This window comes from Priestia sp. VA7, assembly GCF_055710015.1.
This window is the reverse complement of record NZ_JBVQPN010000001.1, coordinates 1,151,033-1,171,477: the sequence shown is the minus strand read 5'-3', so window position 1 is coordinate 1,171,477 and position 20,445 is coordinate 1,151,033. Positions and strand designations below refer to the sequence as shown.

24 protein-coding genes are annotated in these 20,445 nt (G+C 35.2%); 6 read left to right on the top strand and 18 right to left on the bottom strand.

The genetic code is table 11. From position 1 onward, the window contains the following. Window position 1: 1 nt before the first annotated feature. The gene (locus tag AC0C45_RS06240; RefSeq protein WP_047933454.1) at window positions 2-412 is read right to left on the bottom strand and encodes a tautomerase family protein; all 411 of its coding nucleotides are present in this window, start codon (window positions 410-412) and stop codon (window positions 2-4) included. 106 nt (window positions 413-518) lie between these two features. Between AC0C45_RS06240 and AC0C45_RS06235 the strand changes: the two genes are divergently transcribed. Further along, a complete protein-coding gene (locus AC0C45_RS06235) occupies window positions 519-1,394 on the top strand; it encodes a LysR family transcriptional regulator (RefSeq protein WP_472927966.1) in 876 nt (291 codons plus the stop codon). A 112-nt stretch (window positions 1,395-1,506) separates the two neighbouring features. On the opposite strand, the gene AC0C45_RS06230 is transcribed toward AC0C45_RS06235, so the two are convergent. The 4 genes from AC0C45_RS06230 to AC0C45_RS06215 all read right to left on the bottom strand — a co-directional run bounded on the left by AC0C45_RS06230 (window position 1,507) and on the right by AC0C45_RS06215 (window position 4,477). Continuing rightward, the gene (locus AC0C45_RS06230; protein ID WP_047933452.1) at window positions 1,507-2,133 is read right to left on the bottom strand and encodes a hypothetical protein; all 627 of its coding nucleotides are present in this window, start codon (window positions 2,131-2,133) and stop codon (window positions 1,507-1,509) included. A 20-nt stretch (window positions 2,134-2,153) separates the two neighbouring features. Continuing rightward, entirely contained in the window at window positions 2,154-2,690 is a 537-nt protein-coding gene (locus AC0C45_RS06225; protein WP_095378503.1) for an SF0329 family protein, read from the bottom strand. Window positions 2,691-3,013: 323 nt separating this feature from the next. Beyond that, window positions 3,014-3,445: a terpene synthase gene (locus AC0C45_RS06220; protein WP_472927965.1), complete on the bottom strand. Its 432-nt coding sequence runs from the start codon at window positions 3,443-3,445 to the stop codon at window positions 3,014-3,016. Between the two features lie 249 nt (window positions 3,446-3,694). Continuing rightward, complete coding sequence (locus AC0C45_RS06215; protein WP_472927964.1) at window positions 3,695-4,477, bottom strand: GNAT family N-acetyltransferase; 783 nt, start codon at window positions 4,475-4,477, stop codon at window positions 3,695-3,697. A gap of 210 nt (window positions 4,478-4,687) precedes the next feature. Between AC0C45_RS06215 and AC0C45_RS06210 the strand changes: the two genes are divergently transcribed. Together AC0C45_RS06210 and AC0C45_RS06205 are read left to right on the top strand one after the other, a co-directional pair. Continuing rightward, window positions 4,688-5,587, top strand: coding sequence for an alpha/beta hydrolase family protein (locus AC0C45_RS06210; RefSeq protein ID WP_472927963.1), 900 nt, complete (start codon window positions 4,688-4,690; stop codon window positions 5,585-5,587). Window positions 5,588-5,890: 303 nt separating this feature from the next. Beyond that, window positions 5,891-6,508 (top strand): methanogen output domain 1-containing protein, encoded by a 618-nt coding sequence (locus tag AC0C45_RS06205; protein WP_237892743.1) that lies wholly within the window; start codon window positions 5,891-5,893, stop codon window positions 6,506-6,508. A 337-nt stretch (window positions 6,509-6,845) separates the two neighbouring features. On the opposite strand, the gene AC0C45_RS06200 is transcribed toward AC0C45_RS06205, so the two are convergent. The 10 genes from AC0C45_RS06200 to AC0C45_RS06155 form a co-directional block, all read right to left on the bottom strand. Next, entirely contained in the window at window positions 6,846-7,682 is an 837-nt protein-coding gene (locus tag AC0C45_RS06200; protein ID WP_047933965.1) for an alpha/beta fold hydrolase, read from the bottom strand. A 36-nt stretch (window positions 7,683-7,718) separates the two neighbouring features. Continuing rightward, entirely contained in the window at window positions 7,719-8,810 is a 1,092-nt protein-coding gene (locus tag AC0C45_RS06195) for a low temperature requirement protein A (RefSeq protein WP_472927962.1), read from the bottom strand. Between the two features lie 257 nt (window positions 8,811-9,067). Beyond that, window positions 9,068-9,712 (bottom strand): isochorismate family cysteine hydrolase YcaC, encoded by a 645-nt coding sequence (gene ycaC / locus AC0C45_RS06190; protein WP_016766316.1) that lies wholly within the window; start codon window positions 9,710-9,712, stop codon window positions 9,068-9,070. Between the two features lie 174 nt (window positions 9,713-9,886). Continuing rightward, the gene (locus AC0C45_RS06185) at window positions 9,887-10,453 is read right to left on the bottom strand and encodes an NADPH-dependent FMN reductase (protein ID WP_237892745.1); all 567 of its coding nucleotides are present in this window, start codon (window positions 10,451-10,453) and stop codon (window positions 9,887-9,889) included. Between the two features lie 155 nt (window positions 10,454-10,608). Continuing rightward, on the bottom strand, window positions 10,609-11,547 hold the full coding sequence (locus tag AC0C45_RS06180) for a ring-cleaving dioxygenase (protein ID WP_237892746.1): 939 nt from the start codon (window positions 11,545-11,547) through the stop codon (window positions 10,609-10,611). Between the two features lie 142 nt (window positions 11,548-11,689). Then, window positions 11,690-12,088 (bottom strand): DoxX family protein, encoded by a 399-nt coding sequence (locus AC0C45_RS06175; RefSeq protein ID WP_013084346.1) that lies wholly within the window; start codon window positions 12,086-12,088, stop codon window positions 11,690-11,692. Window positions 12,089-12,623: 535 nt separating this feature from the next. Beyond that, window positions 12,624-12,905, bottom strand: a complete 282-nt coding sequence (locus tag AC0C45_RS06170) for a hypothetical protein (RefSeq protein ID WP_047933973.1) — start codon at window positions 12,903-12,905, stop codon at window positions 12,624-12,626. Between the two features lie 10 nt (window positions 12,906-12,915). Further along, a complete protein-coding gene (locus AC0C45_RS06165) occupies window positions 12,916-13,305 on the bottom strand; it encodes an SHOCT-like domain-containing protein (RefSeq protein ID WP_016766321.1) in 390 nt (129 codons plus the stop codon). 11 nt (window positions 13,306-13,316) lie between these two features. Further along, complete coding sequence (locus AC0C45_RS06160) at window positions 13,317-13,682, bottom strand: DUF2089 domain-containing protein (RefSeq protein ID WP_047933959.1); 366 nt, start codon at window positions 13,680-13,682, stop codon at window positions 13,317-13,319. A gap of 225 nt (window positions 13,683-13,907) precedes the next feature. After that, the gene (locus AC0C45_RS06155) at window positions 13,908-14,207 is read right to left on the bottom strand and encodes a DUF2262 domain-containing protein (protein ID WP_233334964.1); all 300 of its coding nucleotides are present in this window, start codon (window positions 14,205-14,207) and stop codon (window positions 13,908-13,910) included. A 157-nt stretch (window positions 14,208-14,364) separates the two neighbouring features. Here AC0C45_RS06155 and AC0C45_RS06150 point away from each other — a divergent pair, with 157 nt between their 5' ends. After that, window positions 14,365-14,544 carry a hypothetical protein gene (locus tag AC0C45_RS06150; protein WP_233334963.1) on the top strand — a complete coding sequence of 60 codons (180 nt, stop codon included), beginning with the start codon at window positions 14,365-14,367 and terminating at the stop codon, window positions 14,542-14,544. A 656-nt stretch (window positions 14,545-15,200) separates the two neighbouring features. Here AC0C45_RS06150 and AC0C45_RS06145 read toward each other — a convergent pair. Genes AC0C45_RS06145 through AC0C45_RS06135 form a run of 3 tightly spaced genes read right to left on the bottom strand, consistent with a single transcriptional unit; the run spans window position 15,201 to window position 16,990 of the window. Continuing rightward, window positions 15,201-15,353 (bottom strand): hypothetical protein, encoded by a 153-nt coding sequence (locus AC0C45_RS06145; RefSeq protein WP_160309932.1) that lies wholly within the window; start codon window positions 15,351-15,353, stop codon window positions 15,201-15,203. 45 nt (window positions 15,354-15,398) lie between these two features. Continuing rightward, window positions 15,399-16,289, bottom strand: coding sequence for a prephenate dehydrogenase/arogenate dehydrogenase family protein (locus AC0C45_RS06140; protein ID WP_047933957.1), 891 nt, complete (start codon window positions 16,287-16,289; stop codon window positions 15,399-15,401). A gap of 20 nt (window positions 16,290-16,309) precedes the next feature. Then, window positions 16,310-16,990, bottom strand: a complete 681-nt coding sequence (locus tag AC0C45_RS06135; protein ID WP_047933954.1) for an S-adenosylmethionine--2-demethylmenaquinone methyltransferase — start codon at window positions 16,988-16,990, stop codon at window positions 16,310-16,312. 437 nt (window positions 16,991-17,427) lie between these two features. On the opposite strand from AC0C45_RS06135, the gene AC0C45_RS06130 reads away from it, so the two are divergent. Together AC0C45_RS06130 and AC0C45_RS06125 are read left to right on the top strand one after the other, a co-directional pair. Then, the gene (locus AC0C45_RS06130; RefSeq protein ID WP_013058390.1) at window positions 17,428-18,279 is read left to right on the top strand and encodes a MurR/RpiR family transcriptional regulator; all 852 of its coding nucleotides are present in this window, start codon (window positions 17,428-17,430) and stop codon (window positions 18,277-18,279) included. 725 nt (window positions 18,280-19,004) lie between these two features. Next, window positions 19,005-20,303 (top strand): CitMHS family transporter, encoded by a 1,299-nt coding sequence (locus AC0C45_RS06125; RefSeq protein WP_472927961.1) that lies wholly within the window; start codon window positions 19,005-19,007, stop codon window positions 20,301-20,303. Window positions 20,304-20,445: the final 142 nt, after the last annotated feature.

Genomic DNA, 20,445 nt, shown 5'->3' with positions numbered 1-20,445 from the left:
ATTATTTTTCCTCCTTTTGATTCACCATTTGTGCGATTCCTTGCCCAAATGACCAGTTTTCAAGCAGTGTCTCGTTTAATGTAATAAAAATATTGTTTGTAGAAATATTCAAGTGAGTGGAAAGCTCCTCTGCAATAGATTGATACAGCTTCTTTTTCTGTTGAATTGTTCTCCCCTGCCCACATGTAATGGAGATATAAATCATTTGATCTGTTCTTTTTTCTCCATTTTCTAAGAGGTACTGTGAGTCATAGAAAAAATGCTGAGGTGGATATGGTAAAAACAGTTGGAAATAATCGTCTTTTGGGATGTGAAAATGTTGGATTAACGATTGATGAATAAAATTGCTTACTTTTTTTAATTCCTTATCGTTTAATTGATATTCTGAATAGTAAACGTTAACAAATGGCATCTATCATCTTCCTTTCTATATTCAGTGTACTTCCACACTCTTCATTTGTATAATTGAAAATAAGTCTGATAATTATCGAAAAAACCGATAGAGATGGGGTTAGAAAGTGGAAATTAAAGAATTAACGACGTTTAAAACAATTGCGGCAGAAGGAACGTTTTCACTTGCAGCAAAAAAATTGAATTACGCTCAATCTACCGTCACTGCTCATATTAAAAAGTTAGAAAAAGATCTTGGATTTCTTTTGTTTGAACGAGGCTGGGAAGCAAAATTAACAAAGGAAGGTACACTATTTGTAGAAGAAGTAGATAGCTTGTTGAAGCACTGGGAGTATTCAATCTCTCAAGCGCAGCGTATAAGCAAAGAGGAAAAAGGAACAATCAAAATAGGTTTGTCAGAATCGATTGCTCAAAGGTTGATGCCTTCTATATTAAGCTATTTAAATGACGAAAAGCCTTACATACACTGCGATTTCACCATTGGAAACACGGCGCTTTTATCAGAACTATTACGTCAAGATAAGCTGGACTTTGCTGTTTGTGGACAGAATACGAGCCTTTCCAGCGTAACTTTTACTCCGCTTGGTAAAGAACAAATTCAATTTATTGTTAATACCCCTAACCATCCGCTGCTACAGCAGAAATCAGTTGAAATAGCCGATATTATTCACTATCCTATCTTAATAGGAGAAAATAGCTGTTATTACTATCAATCCGTTAACCACTTTTTAGCAGAGAATAATTTAGCCTTTAAACAAGTCTACAACTGCAGTGCTCTGCACCTCATTCCAGAAATGATATTTGGACATGCAGTGGGGATAATTCCTAGAGGAACTAGCTTAAAACCAAGTAATATCTCGTTTAAAGTACAAGGGTTTGACCCTGAAATGCCTATAGGATTATTAATGGCTGCTGAAAAAAGAACCTATTTGAGTCAGACAAAAAAGAATATTATAGAGGTAATTAAATCTTCGTTATCGTAGATCAACACTCACGTAGAATAACGTATTCACCTAAAAAAATCCTCTGCTCTAGAAGCAAAGGATTTTTTATAGTTATAGAGAGTTTGATCCCTTTTACAGATTAATATAATACTCATCCACTATCTCTATCATGAGCATAGTTTTTTGATAAGCTATCTTTAAAATCTTGAGGAAGCGTCATATTTCTAAAATTTAAGCCAATTAAATCTTCAATATCTTCATTTAAATACGACCATTTAGATGGTGATTTCATTAAATGGTCTAACAAAACAGATTCATTAAAACCTATGACACATATATCTAAGCTCCGCTCTCCCCATATCGCCCACTTCTTAGAAGAAGAAAACCATACAATTTTTTCTGAATGATAGTATGGAGCATCTGCAGGGTAGTCCTCCGGTCCAATTTCTAGGACATTCCTATACTCTTCACTTGATAAAGAAGTAGGAAGCTTCAAGTAATTAAAATAGCCAAACTCTTTATAAAAATAATTTGTGGGATGTGGATCTAAAACCGCAACTGTAACTTCCTTTTCACTAAAGATTTTTGTTAAATATTGTACAGTAGGCCAAAACTCCTCACACATGCCCCAGTAGAACTCTTCAAATAAGTAATAGTCACACCTTTGGTTAAATACTTGATAGGGCAATTCCTTATTTGTGTTGAAGATATTTTTTAGATTTTTATTAGCGGATTGAAATTCTTTGATATCTTTAATGAAGAAATTTGTGGGCTTCACAGTATAGCCTCCTTTTTTTATTAACTGGGCTTACTATTTTCAATCTTACATCTTAGTTCATAAAATTGCATAATTAAAGGGTGCACGTTCGAATTGTACTTTAGAGCTTCCAGCGTCCTTTTCCCTATCCTTCTATCTACTAATGCAAGAGCTTGAGAAATAATGTTCCCAGAATTTAATGCTCGATCAATGGACAGCTGAGGATACTGAATGAAAGCTTCATAAACATGGTCGACGTTAAAAATACCTCTATATTCTAGAATACTTGCAGTGTAGTCCATATCACTTACCTTCCCAATGAACTCCGGGAAACATTCATATAAACACTCTGGAAAGGGGTTGCTTGTTTTTCTCTGTACTTCCTTCCAAAGTTTATCATGTTCCAGTAAATATTCTGCTGAAGAAGCATTAAAAATCTCCTTCTTATCTAGAGTAATCCAAATACGTGCCTGTTCTCCAAGAGAAACGTTATATTTAGTCAAATGAATACTCAATCTATACTTCAACTTATCACAGAATAAATTCTCCATATTTTTCTTTACTTTCGTCCACTTCATGCTATTTTTGTACTCCTATTCCCTAAAATTATACGATTTCGCTTCTAGAAACATATTATACAAAATATACCTAGTTCAAATTGTTTTTCTTCATATATAGAACATACTTCATCGTTCTAGACAATAAAAAGAGCATCTAACTATTCGTTTAGATGCTCTTTTTATTCATTTCTTTCTCCTTCCGTTAAGAAAAAACGCCATCATAGTGTAATTTTACACTATAGTGGCGTTTTTTTGAATATTGTTAAATTAATAAATGTAATTGAGTTCCCAGAAAAGTATTTATGTAAACTAGCTTTGTATATAGTACCCATCGTTATATTTTAATCTTGAGATAAATAAATCCAGTTCATTTCATCAAATTCTTCGATAATATAATTTGAACCTATATCCTTTAAAATTTTATTAAAAAATTTTATATTAACGTCATGATCATACAAATCTTCTTGAATGTATTCCGTAATAATAAAATTTGTTAAATTTGTATTGTTAACAAAATCTGAAAAGAACGATTTTAGAAAAAGTGACTCTTCTTCACTTAATTTTTCATCATTGATTAATGAAATCCTAAACACATTTAAAATCGCGTTAATATCTTCTTCCTCCATATAACATAATGGATCTAGTTTTTTATCTTCTTCTGTAAATGGCTTTCTCGTGTCTTCTATGACTACATAAGAAAAGATAGATCCCTCTCTTTCTACTTGAAAAATTTCTAAATCACGTAATTTTAACACTCTATGAAGTGATATCATAAGGTCCCCCTGCTTAAGTATTAATTCAGGATATTTTAATAAAGTAGATACTGTTAAACCTAATGAGCATAGGATTCAGTTTACAGCAAAATCATCTTGTGCTCTGTTAATTAGAGGGCAAGGCTTATCGGCCGCCTGCGGAAAGCGGCGTCTTGCACCGAATCACCCCCAGTGTAACAAGCCATTCGCTCATGCATTCCATTCGTTCGTCTGTAGATTGTATTGATTTATTTATGTCTCATTCTCTTTTCATTTTAATACATATAAAGCGTAATCCTCTTCATTCGAAAACCCAAGTTTATTGGCTAGTGCTTTCGAGGCTTTATTGTTCTTATCGCAATCCCAAGCAGGCATAACATTCTTTTCTAAACATTTATTTATAAACGCCTGGCCCACTATCTTTCCCAATCCTTGTCCTCTATAGGTAGGATTAGTCACAATATCGATTTCAGCTATGGTTCCACTATGAAAAATAGACACACATTCAGCGATAATCTTTTCTTTATGGATTAGACAAACTCCCAATCCGTTTTTCAGAAAATTATTTTCTGATCCCCAGTACTCCACTATGTATGATTCATTGAAATTCTCACTTTTCCTTAAAGAATCAGCGTTAAAATCTTGTAACTCATAGGGATGGGACAAGCTGTATGTAGAATGCACTTTTGAAGGAAGAAACCTATACTTAGAACGCGTCATTTTCTTTACATACGTTTTGAAAGTTTCGTCAAAAACAGTTTCCCAGTCAGTGGATGGAGTAAAAACTGTAAACCGTTTCTCCTTACCATACACGTTCTCAACAAAATAACGATAGAGAAAGTTATTAAATACCTCGTCATTCCCTTGTCCAAATACATAATAGTCACCTGCACGTATTCTAAGAAATCCTGATGATGGCCTCACAATATCATTTACGTACACAGCTCCTGGAATAACATGATTAACGACAGAAAAAGCAAATGTAGGAGTCTTAAATGACGCTTCTAACATGTTATTTATCTTGTAATAATCTTTTGGTTTTAAACAATGCATTTGATTTCCCCCCTTAATACATATTACTGTCTTCATTATATAAGTGCATGCATAAATTTAGTTATCATAATGTGCTTTATCGGTACAAAAACAGCCCGACGAATAATTAAAATAAAGGTTAATTACTCTTTTTTAGGAGAGCTAAATCAAAAAAATTCATATATAAGTTTGTTATAATAAAGATTGTTAAAAGCAAGGAGGAGTATATAAGTGCACATAAGAAAACTTGAAAGACAGTCATTTTATGCCGGATGTCAATTCGTAGATATAGAAGATCAAGCAAATGAACACGCCTTGCCTCTCCTTATTATGTATCCTACATATAAAGAAGAACAAGTTGAAAAGATGGGACCTTACACGATAAGCGCTGCGCAAGATGCTCCGCTTTCAAATGGATCATTTCCTTTAGTAATTATTTCTCATGGAGATGGTAGCACGCCTCTTGTTTATCGAACCATTGCCCCGTTTTTAGCACGTAATGGTTTTATTGTAGGGGTACCTCAACATCCGTTTAATAATCGAGAGAATAATACACTATCTGGAACAATAGATAACCTAAAAAATCGGCCTAATCATATACGTACTATAATCGATTGGTTTTTAAAAGAAAGTTCCTTTTCGCCATCCATTAAATCAAATAATATTTCTCTTATTGGGCATTCCATGGGAGGATATACAGCTCTTGCTGTAGCAGGTGGAGTTCCCACTTCTTTTCCTTCTGAATCTCCTGATCAAAAGCCTTATTGTTTATCTGTTGATCATGACAAGCGGGTTCAATCACTGATTCTTTTAGCGCCAGCCACCGGATGGTTTAGGGAAAAAGGAGCCCTTGAAGACGTGAATATACCTATTTTAATGATTACAGGCGAAAAGGATACGATTACTCCTTCTTTTCACGGGGAATTTGTATTAAATGGTGTTTCTGATCCGGAAAAAGTTCAGCATATCGTTGTAGAAAATGGAGGGCATTTTTCATTTCTCAGCCCATTTCCCGACTTTATGAAATCTCCTTCTTTCCTCCCTTCTCAGGATCCTGAAGACTTTAATCGCAAGGAGTTTCATGAGGACCTGCAAAACACTATATTGAACTTTTTATTACATTCTTTTTAACAGATTAGTCAGTTGTATCATCTTTTCTTTTGAAGCAATTATATCTAGAAAGAGAAGTTAAAATCTCTTAGAAACCGATGAGCTTCTAAGGGATTTTTATTTCTTATAAGGCCCATTATGCTAATCTCCTTCTTTCTTTTTAAAAAGAAGTCAGTATTTACAAATAAATATTTTTAAATTCAAAAAACATAACACGCGATCTTGTTAATCTGTAATAATTAAGAAATAGAGATATATAGAAAAAGTGCTGCTTATTGAATTGATATTTTTGCTCTTTTACAAAACAAAAGGGGGATTTACAATATGGCTTTAAAAAAAGGTCAGCTAAGCGGACATGTATTTTTGGCTAAACTTATTACACAGTACGCAATGATTCATGAAAAAACGGTAGGCCCCGTAGCTGAAGAATATATTAAACAAATTGGTATTCGTACTGGAGAGTGGATGGAAGACTTTTATAGCGATAAGCATGAAAAGTGGACGGTAGAGGAATATGCAGAAGTTATAATTGACCTTAAAAATTCAATTGGAGGTCACTTTGAAATTATTTCCGTTCATCCAGATCATGTGGTTGTAAGCGCTACCCAATGTCCATTTGGTGACGTCGTACAGGATGCTCCTCATTTATGTAAGATGACGTCTAGTGTGTTTGGAGGAATTGCAGCTCGTAAATTTGGCTATGGAAAAGTGAGCTTGCGCCAACGTATTGCTCTTGGTCATCCAATGTGTGAAGTTGCTGTATATTTTACAAAGCACAGTGAAGAAAATGGAGATGTGTATGAAGATCTTCCTGTTACCCCTTCTTATGGTAACCCTTTCAATTGGGAAGAGGAAACGATTTATATGCTTAATCAAGAACTTCGAAGAAGCGATGAAATGATTGAAACCCTTCTTGCGGAATTAGAAGAATTACGTAAATAGTATTTCATTACCACACTTAACTATTAAGACATTTTGTTTTAGTTAGAAAAGCAAAATAAGATGTATAAAACAAAGAGCAGCCTTTAATTAAAGGGTTGCTCTTTGTTTTCACCACTCATTTTAGTTATTATGGTAAGCAGAAAAAATAAAGTAAAAGTTATTATAGCTATTTAGGGATTTTATTTGTAATCAGATGCGTCACCCTAAAGAATCCTTGGAGCGATCAGATGCCTTTGTTAATTGCATGAACTGATAAAAAAGAAGCGCCCTCCGGCAACTTCTTTTCGCTTTTCCTATTCATACGTCAGATTTCCACTTACAAAATAATCATTTATATTTAGTCTCTTAAAAATGACAGCAGCGCTTCGTTAAATTCGTGTGCATGCGTTGCATTTAAGCCGTGCGGACCGCCTTTTATTAAAGCTAACTTGGAACCAGAAATGGCTTCATGCGTTCGCTTTCCGCTATATTCAAATGGAACGATCTCGTCTGCATCACCGTGAATAATAAGAGTAGGTATTGTAAACTTGGCTAGATCGTCTCTGAAATCCGTTTTGCTGAAAGCAGCTATACAGTCTAGTGTCCCTTTAGGCGATGCGGCGGCTGCAATATCGCGGTTGTAAAGTCGAAATGGTTCGCTGACTAAGTCATTTCCGTCTTCAACCCCAAAAAATGTTTTTGTAAAATCATCAAGGAAAGCTAAGCGATCATTTTTTACGCCGTTTTCAAATTCTTGGATTCCTGCATCATCTAATGCTCCTTCAGGATGATCTTCTGACTTATAAAGAAATGGTGGTACAGCTCCTGCAAATACAGCTTTTTCTACTCTATCTGTTCCGTAAGTTCCTATATAACGAGCTACTTCTCCGCCGCCCATTGAAAACCCGACTAGTGTCACATTTGTTAGATCCAAATGTTCTAGCAGCTGATGTAAATCAGCAGCGAATGTTTCATAATCGTAGCCGTCCCATGGCTGAGAAGACTTTCCGAATCCTCGGCGGTCATACGTTATGACTCTGTATCCAGCCTCAACAAGAGCTGGAACTTGATATTCCCAAGATCGTCCGCTTAGCGGCCAGCCGTGAATTAAGACAACCGGCTTTCCTGTCCCGTGATCCTCATAGTATAGTTCAATAGGTGCTTCATTTTCTGTTCCTACATTAATTTTTGCCATTTCGCTACCTCCATTATATAGTCGTTCTTTATTTGGTTAAGTGGTCGTAAACCTAGCGTAGATAACAAAAAAGATGGCTAACTCTCCTACGATGAGGGGGCCCGGGACGACTAAAAGTAAGTTAATAATAAAAAATACAGCTAAAATCCCTAAAAACAAGCCTAAATGATACACTTTCAAACGATGTTCTTCGAATCTATACTGGTGAAAAACAAGAGTGGTTGCCATGAAGTAAAGCAGCACGGATCCGAATACAAAATATAAGCTGAATGTGTACCGAACTTCGTGTAAAAACATCAGCTTAATCGATGCTGCAATCATGCTTAGAGACATGAGGATAAGTAAGTGTCCGTAAATAATCGTTTGCCCGGCTCTTTGGATGGACTTGTTCACTTTCTTTTCTACGTTCTCAAAGTACTGCCACCACATGGCGATGATCAGGACAAATGAAATAACCGAAAATAAAATGGTGTTCCAGTCCCCTTTTTGTGGCTGTATCACAGCAAGAATGCTGACAACCGATTCTCCAAACAGAATTAATGTTAGTAACGCAAAGCGTTCTAACAAATGAGCCGTGTTGGTCGGTAATTTCGCCAGTCGCTTATGTCCTAAAATAGGTAAAATCATGTCCACGGCAATTCCTGTATATAACACGGCGTAGCGGACCCATGACTCAAAAAAGAGCGACAGAAGCGAGATAAAAATCCCAATTCCAAAGCATGTTCCTAAAAACACAGCAACTTTTTTTCTCTCACTCTGTTCAAATTTTTGAACAATGAGATATTGAATCGAGGTTAACGCTCTTAGACCAATATAGCCAATCAAAAAAGAGACGTAATATTGATCAAAATCTACGGACAAGCTTGAGATCATGATAAGAACAAACAGCATTTGAAGAATCATAAAGATGCGCTGATGCAAAAAATCTTGTCCAAATCGATTGATAAACATCGTTTGTCCCGTCCACGCCCACCATATCGGAATAAAGATCAGTACAAACTTTAACAAATACTCTCCATGAATATACCCTTGTTCAACGTGAAGCAAAACATGCGTAGCAGTCGCAACGGCTGCCACAAATAACAAATCATAAAAAAGCTCCAGCCACGTAACTTTTTTTTCTTCCACTACTCCGCATCCCTTCCTATCATTTATCAGGCTGTCGTTAATATACTTTATTTTATATACAAGAGACGCATATTTCATGACAGGTAGCGTAGTAAAAGATAGGTGAGCCAGCTGTTTATCAGTCGGCTCACCTATCTAACAATTACTTTTATGTCGTTACGTTTTCTCCGTCACATAAATGATCCACAGATGCCATTCTACTTTCATGTCTTATATGTAAAGAGAACGACCTTTAGCAAAACTTAATTTCTGCTACGTTAGACACCCTGCTTGCTGAAATCGCGCTGAGCTCCTCTATAGCTGCCCATTAAGTTTTGATAACCAGGAAGATGACTAGAAATTAAATTGCCAAAACCTTCAACGTCGTTGCGCCAGTCACGCTGCAGCTCGCACGCTACGCTAAACCAGTTCATAAGCTGTGCGCCTCCGTGAGCCATACGCGTTAATGCTGCATCTGCGACTTGCTTATTGAACGTTCCGGAAGCATCTGTCACAACAAACACTTCGTAGCCTGCTTTAATGGCAGAAAGTGCAGGAAAAGCAACGCAGACATCTGTCACTACACCGGCGATAATCAGCTGTTTTTTCCCGGTCGCTTTAATTGCTTTAACAAACTCTTCGTTGTCCCACGCGTTAATTTGTCCAGGACGAGCTATTTTTGGCGCATTAGGAAACAAGTCAACGAGTTCTTGCATGAGCGGGCCGTTGGGTCCATTTTCAAAGCTAGTTGTTAAAATAACCGGTAAATCAAAGAATTTAGCCGTATCACCAAGAGCCAATACGTTGTTTTTAAATTCATCAACACCATAGTCACGTACAAGGCCGGAAATAAGCCCCGTTTGGTGGTCAACTAAAAGCACAGCAGCATCATCTTTTGAAAGGCGAGAGTAAAGATCAGACATTTTATAATCCTCCTTAAATTAAGGCAAGTAAGGATACATGTACTTCTTCCATTCCTTACAAGCGGTCTATAATTTGAACGTTTTTTTGGATTTCATTTATGATCTGTTAGGTAAAACATGTATAGAAAGAAAAGCTATTTCTGAGGTGAAAGTTCGTGAGATGTGTTCTCTCTCTTAATCTAGAACAGGAACAGGCGCTTGATCAATCCAATGAATGAACTGCTGTAGGTAGCGCTGAAGATAGCGTTTTGTTGTTTCATCGGTTAGTACTTTTTGTTGCGAATCAATCTTTTCATGAACTTGCGAAATCAGCATTTTTTGAAATGGTAAAACGTTGACTTGCATAGCTTCCAGTACTTCTCTCGTTTGCATTTGAGCAAAAGCCGTACCGAAGCCTCCTGGAGTCGCTCCAATGAGACCAACTGGTTTTCTGTTTAAAACAGAAGAAGTCCGAGGTCTTGATGCCCAGTCTAAGGCATTTTTTAACACTCCTGGAATTCCTGAATTATACTCTGGACTAACTATAATAACGCCGTCAACATCTTGAATCGCAGCTCTAAAGGATGCGACAGATTCTGGTGATCCGTCAGCTTCTAAGTCTTCATTAAAAAAAGGCAGGCTGCTTATTTCAATCCAGCGATATTGAGCTGAGTCATCTAATGTAGTCAATGACTCAGCAATCATTCGGTTATACGAATTCTTTCGTAAGCTTCCACAAATAAGACCAATGGTTTTCGTCATCTATTCACCTCCTTACTTGGAATTAATTTCATATTACCACGGTGTTTCAAATATAGATATTAGTTTTATATATAGATAAATTAATTCCTTCTTTATACCTAAATTACGGTTGAACTAGCATTTTACTATTACTAAAAGAATTCTTTTAGTAAAATTCAGTCTAATTCTCTCACTTCAAAAGGAATCAAAGCTTTTTCAATTTGATCTCGATGGGTTTCGTACTGTTCAGGCAGCATGAGCTTTTCTCCCATTGTTTCAAGTGACTCATCATGTGCAAAACCTGGAGGGTCTGTTGCAATTTCAAATAAAATTTCTCCGTGTTCTTTAAAGTAAATTGCATTAAAATAATTTCGATCTCGAACAGCCGTTACTCCGTATCCGCTGTCGGCTACGTATTTCTGCCATTCTAATTGATCTTCATCATCTTTTGCTCGCCATGCAATATGGTGAACCGTTCCAACACCCATTTGCCCCCGTCCAATCGTTGTTAATTTTAAATCGATCACATTTCCAATGTCAGCAGATGATTGAAAACGTATAAAATCACCTTCTTCACCTATCTTTTTCAGCCCCATTACATCTTCTAATAACTGAGCTGTTTCATGAGGCTTAACAGATAGTAACGTAGCGCCTCCGAATCCTTTAATGGCAACATCAGGTTTAATTTCACCAGCTTGCCACGTGTTCTTTTCGCCTTCTTCTCTTTCCACAATCTCTAGATGCAAACCATGAGGATCGTCAAACTCTAAATACTGCTCTCCAAATCGCTCCATCTTTGTAGCTGGAATCCCAAACTTAGCTAATCGCTGTTCCCAAAAGCCCATCGCACCTTTTGGTACCACATAGGAAGTTACGCCAACTTGCCCGTCGCCTATTTTTCCTTGTCGTGCATTTGCCCACGGGAAGAATGTGATAATCGTTCCAGGTTTTCCGCCTTCATTTCCAAAGTAAAGATGATACGTTCCTGGATCATCAAAGTTCACCGTTTGTTTGACCAAACGTAATCCTAACACACCTGCATAAAAGTCAACATTTTCTTGAGGATGACCTACAATCGCCGTGATATGATGAATACCCGCTGTTCTTTTATTCATTACTACCATCTCCTTCGATACATTTTTCGTCATATGTTTCATTATCCCTCTTAAAATTACAACTATTTATCGCAAATATCTCGAATTCGAGATATTAACCAAAAAATAAAAGCGTCTTTCTTGTTTCAACCTATTTTCTCTTTTAGAAAATAAACGTGTCTAATGCATAATACCCTGGTCCTGCAATTGCTACACCGATTGCTACAACTAAAAGCGTAAGATTATATTCATAGCCATTTTGTGTTGCCCAGTATCCATTCGGACCGTGTACTTTCACAATAGCCATGACCATTGTTCCGGCAATCAAAAGCGCTCCTAGCGGTGTAAGAAGTCCTGCAGCAAATAAAGCTCCTCCTACTAGCTCGGATAATCCAGCCATTAACGCCATTCTAACACCTGGCTTCATTCCGATAGATTCAAACCATCCTCCCGTTCCTTTTAAGCCGTGGCCGCCAAACCATCCAAATAATTTCTGAGTTCCATGTGCCATAAAAGATAACCCAATGACTAAACGTATTAACAATAAACCAATACTCACCATTTTTTATTCCTCCTATTTTTTCATCAATTTAAAATCTCGAATTAAAATATCTTTAATTAAGGATAATTATAAAATCATATGGTTCTACTGTCAACATGAATTTTATTATTTTTTATAGAACCATTTAGCGACTTATTAAAAACATATTCGTTATTATGTATGGATATGAACATCAGGATGGAAAATATAACAGCTGAACTTTATTGATCCTGTTAAAAGCAGGATAGTTTTTGAGACGCAACTATACTTAATGATTCTGAGCCAAATTAAGACCCTTTTTTTGTTTCAAAACTAGCCTCAAAACCTATAAACAGAATCATATACATAAATAAAAGAAGCAAACGCCTTATCACTGGAGTTTGCTCCTTCTTTTCTGGTACATAGAGAATATCCAACTGTTAGATAGTACTTGTTGTGTACAACTAACGAAAGTTTTTTCTACTTTTAAATATTTAAGACCTTTTATTAAATGAGCTCAAACACGCGGATCCATTTGCAATTTAGTTCTCTAAAGCTAATTGTACTTTATACTAAATCATAGTTTAACTCTTACCTCCGTACCGTCAGTAGCTTTGACATCTACTAGTACCATTCCCTTATGTTTCTTCAGTTCCTTAACAATAGGCTTTAGCATGCTTTTATCTATTATCGGAAAAGTGAAATTCAGCTCTTTTCTTTTAAAATGCTCTTTTGTCCATTTAACCGCATGCTTCTGGATAAATTTCGAAAAAGCAACGCTAATAGCAATGTTTAAAAGAGCATATGGAACTGGAATGCTAAATCGAACATCTTTTGTTTTCACTTTTACATGAATCATAAGCAAACCATTACTCAATGATGACTGAAACGGTATCTCCGTTCGCCGATTTAATATCAACAATTTGGCCATCTAACTCGTTTTCAATTGCTTCAACAATCAGGTTTATGTCTATATCTTTTACATATTTTTCTGATTGAGGAATACTTGCTGCGATGCTGTGTCCCGCCATCAATACCAGCTTGACAAGCTTTATTGGCAAATTAACCTTCACATTATCATTTTCAGTTGAAACAACTCGAATTTTTAACGTTTTATCTAGATACGCATTCGGTTTCTTCAAAAGCTTATTGCCTGTTTCTTCTTTTTCTTTTAATACTTGTATCAGTTCTGATCCCTTTTCTGCATCAATTTTGCCTTCTTGAACCATTGTTAACACTTTTGTAATTTCCTCTTTCATAGACAATACCCCTATTCTTCTTTTAAGAGCTTGATGGCTTCTTCTGCTGTAATTTCACCATTTTCTAACATAGACACAACTTTTTTCTCATCTACTTCATTTTTCTTCTTCTCTACATATCCAAGAGATGTAATGATGTCATTAAGCTTACCTCGAACGGTTGGATACGAAACGCCCAGTTCTTTCTCAACTTCTTTGATATTTCCTCTGCACGTTAAAAACACTTCTACAAAATGAAGCTGATCACTCGATAAAGATGCCAGCTTAGATAATTCAAACTCATTTTCAATCGTCGTGTGACAATGGCTGCACTGTAGCTTTGTAATTTTTAACGTTTCACTGCAGACAGGACAATTTGTAAGTACTTTATAAGCCATAATCAAATCTCCTTCTTTTAGTTAATTTGATTATACAACAATTATTTAATATTAAAAACAATAAAATTAAATAATTTTAACTAATAAATTAAAAATTTAAATGTAAATTTCAATAATATTAATAATCCATTTTAACTCATCCACAAAATTAAATAAAAAAGAGAAGGATAAAAGCCTTCTCTTAAACTACATAATTGTTTTTAAACTATCATTCAACCACTCTATTTATCCTGCAATTTGAGCCCTAGTAAAAGTCCCATTTATATTTCCTTCTACAACGATACTATGTCCTGCAAACATATCTCCATCAGAAAAATCAAAATCACCTTCTGGATAAACGGATATAGTGTCTAAACTCATAAAATCCATAAACATTTCTTCTGTAATTTCCTCTATTTCATCCTCTTCCTGTAGCCAATCGGGTGCTAAATCGACCAGTTCCGCTGCCGCATACATTCTAATTTTTTGAATCCATTTATCCTGCTCCTCAAAAAGTGTATGTGCTGTCTTCAGCGCTTTAAACAAACTTTATAACACATATTCCGATTTAGCAGTAACGCTATAAACGGGTTCAATCCAATATATTGAAAATCAAGTTCTGCTTGGACAAATTGATGTAGCTTATACGATTGGATCATTAAACAATAAAAAGATAATGTATAAAGAAGTAGGAGTAGAAGAAATGGTTGTAATTGGTCGAGGAATTGATCAACACACAACATTTGATGATTATGTAAGACAAAAAAATATACTTGTACTATCTGATAAGTGCTTGTACATGACAATACTACATAATATTTATGTAAGCTTACAGATTGAGCAAGGTGCCATTATTAAAGTAGGCGCTCCAGAATTGCATTAATGGATATGGGTATTTCCTTAGTAGCTAAGCGCATCGCAAATCGTTATAATATAAACAATGATTTAGAAGTTCCATCACTTTATAGATACACTGACTTCTATCTCTCGCCTACATTATGAATTTACCCCTATAGAAAAACAGTTTATTGAGTTAAATAACTCCCTTAGCGACACTTTTAAAGGAATGGAAGTTTAACATCGAGGTTACAGTTCTTCCTGTAACCTCTTTTACAATTCCTTACCTGCAATTATCTTTTATATAAGTGTCATATGAGGTGTTTTTTAATTTCCACAAGTTTGATCATGGGAAGCAGCCTTGCTAATTCGTGGGCCGCCATTGGCTATCAACACTATCTTATTTTTAAACATAACGTTTACATCTCTTTTATTGTCAAGCTCTGGAGAATTACTATATTTGCGTGTTCACTCATTTTGCTTAGCCTTCTTTACTATCTTTTTTAAGTAGATTTCCTAAACCCAAAAGAACTCAGTTAACAGCTAGAGTAGAAGCTGGATTATAACAACAGATAATTTCAGAAAAAATTTTATGGTTTTGTAATTTCACGAAAGTTTCTCTTGCCTCCCTTTCTGTGTTAAATTCAAACATGATAATATTATGTTCTCTTGAATAAGCATTGATTACAGTAACCACCCACATTAAAAATCTCCTAGGGCTGTTACAATTACATTTGATTCTGATAAATAAATATCTCTGGAATTCTTATGAGTAGCTGCTATACTTGTAGACTTATTTGGAATAAACCCCTTTTCTAACCAAATAGAACCGCTTTGAAAATCCCATATTCCCAAGTAAATCTCCCCGTCTCTTACTATTGATATAATAGATTAGTTTATTTAATTGTTTACAGTGGCATCTTCTTTACATGCTTTGATAACATCCAACCAATGATCTGGCTTTTGTCCTTTAAACTTTTCTTTTAAATTAAATGAAGCCAATGTTTCTAACTTACTTTTTGCTGCTTTAGACATAACAGAATTTAAATTAGAAGCCTCTAGCATTTGAATAGAGCCGTCTAACTCAATTGATCTTCTTAATGCATGGATAGAGGTTCCAGTTACCAATCGGTTCATTGTTTCTCTAAAGCTCTTACTATCTAAAGTTTCACTAATAGAATCTAAGACTACTTGTTCTACATTAAATTCATGAGAAGCTTCTAATAACTCTAGATAAAGAGCGACTACACCTTTCATATAAATGCTGCGAATTAGCTTTACAGCAGAGGCATCACCAGGTTTTTCACTTACTTTAGTTATGTCCATACTGTACGGAGTCATTAATGAAATCAGTCGATCTACACCATTACCACTTGCTGAAATAGGAACCTTATGTTTATAAACTGGCAGGGGACCTAGCATTGCGGCATCTACAAAGAATGCATTCTTCTCTTGTATATTTATGTTAATTTTTTGCTTCACGATAGGAGTGGAAGCTGATACATCTACATAGATACATTCTTTCTTTATAAATGGTTTTAGCATCTCACTAACTTCAAGTGCTTTATCTGCGGGTACTGCTACTATTACTATATCCACTTGTTTTAAAACTTCTTCGGGTCTATAAAAAAGTTCTACTTGAGCTTGAGCAGCTCGTTCTTTAATTTGTGGACCATACGTAGGATGGTCTATCATAACATCATGAGCAAAAATGATTTCTAAACCTTCGCCTTTTAAGCCAACTGATAACTCAAAGGCCGCCTCTCCAAATCCAATAAAACCTAATTTCACTTTAAAGCTCTCCCTTCTGTTTATAATCCATATGCTTTCATCTGTTCTCTTAACCATGAAGGCTGAATGTTACCTCCAGATTCACCTTGCAGACGCGCTCTTTCAAATGCTTCGATCGTTTCTAAACGCGTTTTCTCATACTCTAGTTTTTTTTCCGCTTTAAAAAGAACCTCTTCAATCTTTTCTTTTGGAACTACAACAACTCCGTCATCATCACCTATAATTAGATCTCCTGGAATAACAGCTACGCCTCCACAAGAAATAGGTTTATGTAACTCACCTGGACCATCTTTAAGAGGACCATTCGGAATAAACCCTTTTGAGAAAATAGGAAATCCTGATTGACTAAGGGTCTCTTTGTCCCGAACTGCCCCATCTATAATAATCCCCTCAAGTCCAATAGCTTTAGCTGCAGCTGCCATTAATTCTCCAAGGTAAGCATTTGCCGTATGCCCCTTTCCATCTACAACTAGTACATATCCTTCTGTACCATCATAGATTGCCTGATGAAGAAATAAGTTATCTCCAGGTCTTAAACTTACAGTTAGAGCGGTTCCAACTACCTTCATTCCTGTAGATACAGGCTTAATTTTATAATCCATTGAGCCTGTACACCCCATTGCGTCGGATATAAGAGTTGTATTAAGAAGGTTTGCTCTCTTAATAATGTCTTCAGATAATACTGGTGCTAAATTACTCACTGATATACACTCCTCTTCGATTTTAATATATTTTAATCAATGCTCTACTCAGGATAACGCTTACAAAATTAAATTAATAAAATTAGATATTGCCCCCCCTATTCGCAGAATATCTACAGTTTATTTGCTGCATTTTTGAAAAAGATAGAAAAACATCGTAAAAAATAAATAAAGTAATAAAAATTACTACATTTTTTATTTAAGTAATATTTATTACTATAATCTTAAATGTATCTTATCACCGGTGCCTAATAAAGTAAATCTATTTTTGTAAATAAAGCACAGGAAAAACATATCCTAAGCTTTATTGCTTAGAAGAAACATTTTTACATAAAAAAGTAAACATGCTAAAATTCAAGTAAGTATTGTGATAAATACTTTTTATATGCTTAAAAAAATAAAATTTACAATATAATCTGTTTAATTGGAGCGAAGGTATGGAAAATCCAATATTAAAATTAAAAGATAATATCTCACAACTAACAGAAACTCAACGGAGAGTAGCAGACTATATCCTTAAAAATCCTGTCGATGTAGCTTTTTTAACGGTTGATCAATTGGCTTTGACAGTAAAAACTAGTACGACCACGATAATGAGGTTAGCTTTTAGTCTAGGCTATTCTGGATATGCAGAGTTTCAAAAAGGACTTCAGGAGCTTCTACGTAACAATGCTGCTCCTCAAATCAGATTAGAAACAAATTTGAAGGGCTTAGATGAGAGTGATTTGTGGATGCGCTGTGCAGAAAGTCAATTCAATAACATTCAATCAACAGTAGAAATGATTTCTACAGAGAGCCTAAATAAAGCGTTAGAAATGATTGTCTCTGCAGACCGAATATTTTGTACAAGCGTTAGAAGTGGTTTACCCGTGGCACAGCATCTATCTTTTGGGCTTAATCGACTACTCGGAAACTGTGAGCTAATTGTCTCTGACTTAAGTGATTGGGTGGATAAAGGAATTACTTTAACTTCTAAAGATTTAGTTATTGCAACCTCCTTTCCAAGGTACGCTAGAAGAACTGTTGAGTTTGTAACAGCTGCCAAAAGTAACGATGCCAAGGTCATTTCAATTACCGACAGTTATTCTTCTCCTTTAGTTAAGTACTCAGATTTAGTACTGACTTGTAGCTCGAGTAGTATCGCCTTTCATAATTCACCTATAGCGTCGCTACTTGTGGCCGATTATCTTGTAAGTGCGATAGCTATAAATTATCCAGAAAAGACAAAGGATCGTCTCGATAAAATCACTTCAGTCCTTACAAAAATTAATTATCATTACACTGATTAAATTTACGAATGTGGTAAAAGCATGAAATATCGAATGTATAAAATAATTCGATATTTTATGTTTTTACCACTTTTTTATTTTTTTAGTTAAGTCTAATACTTCCCTTTCACTTTTCATTTCTATAAAAAACATTTACTTTTCATTAGAAGCCATGATAGTATACTTTTAAATAGTCACAATTATTACAACAATTAAACAAAAAGTAATAATTATTACTTTAAACAATGAGTTGTAATAATGAATATAGTTAGTTCTGTAAAATCATTTTTAGATATCATCCGGAGATATCTAACTGCTCCCCTACTAAGATATTACAAAGTGACTATAAGTTTATTAATCCTAACACTTGTATTTTGCTTGTTAACACGCAAATAATGAGAGCACTACCTTTAGTTCTAAGCAATCATCAACAAAAGATTTTAGTAAAGGAGGGATTAGTTAAAGAAACACGAGAATAGAAAATAATCTATTAATGATTCTATATATACAGTGGGCTTAAAGGGGGAATTCACGCTAGATTTTTTGTAAACCCTTACATTCGTTCTGATAACAGGTTTCAAATCAATAATATGTAAAAAAATCCAATTGTTTTTACTAATGAATGATGGTGAAAAGCAGCTTTATAATAAAGAATGATAGTTAGATAGTTTAATGAGAATTTAAAAAGTATGACATTAAAGATAAACAAGAGGGAAAATGAAAGAAAGTTCTAGAGGGGGTATAATATGTTAACATTTTTAGGTTTTTCGATGATTGTAGTATTTATGTATTTAATCATGAGTAAGCGTTTGTTTGCCTTTAGTGCATTAACAGTGGTTCCTATTGTTTTTGCTTTATTGGGCGGCTTCACTGATTTAGGACCAATGATGATGAAGGGTCTTGAAACTATTGCTCCGACAGCAATTATGATTATCTTTGCCATTCTCTATTTCGGGGTGTTAATTGATACAGGATTATTTGATCCTTTAGTAGCGAAGATTATAAAGATGGTTGGCGGTGATCCTCTAAAAATTGTAATGGGTACTGCAGTACTTTCTTTAATAGTTGCTTTAGATGGTGACGGTACCATTACATATCTAATTGTAGTAACTGCATTTCTCCCACTATACAATCGATTAGGTATGAATAAACTTATTCTAGCCTGTATTCCTGCGTTAGCAATGGGTATTATGAATTTGACTCCCTGGGGTGGTCCTGCTGTACAAGCTACGGCGGCTGTAAAAGCAGATGTAACAGACTTGCTGTTACCACTTATTCCTTCTATGATTGCAGGCACGATTTGGGTTTTAGGGGTTTCTTATTTTCTTGGACGACGTGAACGTAAAAGACTAGGAGTTATCAATATAGATACAGAATTTAACGATGAAATTGCTGCAGCTCTTGATGTAGGAATGGATGCATCAATAAAGCGCCCAAAATTATTCTGGTTCAACTTAATCCTAACACTTTTACTTCTAACTGCTCTAGTTCTAGGGTTCTTGCCGTTACCAGCTTTGTTTATGATTGGTTTTGCTATCGTGATGATTGTTAATTACCCAAATTTACAAGATCAAAAAGAGCGCTTGCATGCTCATGCAGGAAATATATTAACGGTGGTTTCCATGATATTTGCTGCAGGTATATTTACTGGAATTATAGATGGAACAGGTATTGTTAAAGCTATGGCGGATACTTTAATAGCAGTTATTCCTGATGCTCTTGGACCAAAATTAACAGTAATTGTTGCGCTTATAAGTATGCCATTTACTTTTTTCATGGCAAATGCTCCCTTCTATTTCGGGATTATCCCTATTATGTCTGAAACGGCTGCTCACTTTGGCATCCCTCCACTAGAAATTGGTCAAGCTTCTTTACTAGGGCAACCCTTGCATCTATTAAGTCCACTTCAAGGTTCTATTTATGTCTTAGTAGGACTCCTTGGCATTGATATAGGTGACCATATTCGCTTTGCTGCCAAGTATGCCATTGGAACAGCGTTAGTTATGACGATTGTGGCTGTATTATTTGGAATACTATCTATATAAATGATTTATGGGAACATAAAAAAGAGAGAGCTGATTCTTCAAAACAGCTCTCTTCTATATATTTAACTTTAAATTACATTAAAGATTGAAATATAACATAAGCAAATCACTAATCAATCATGACTGATACAGTATCTCCGTT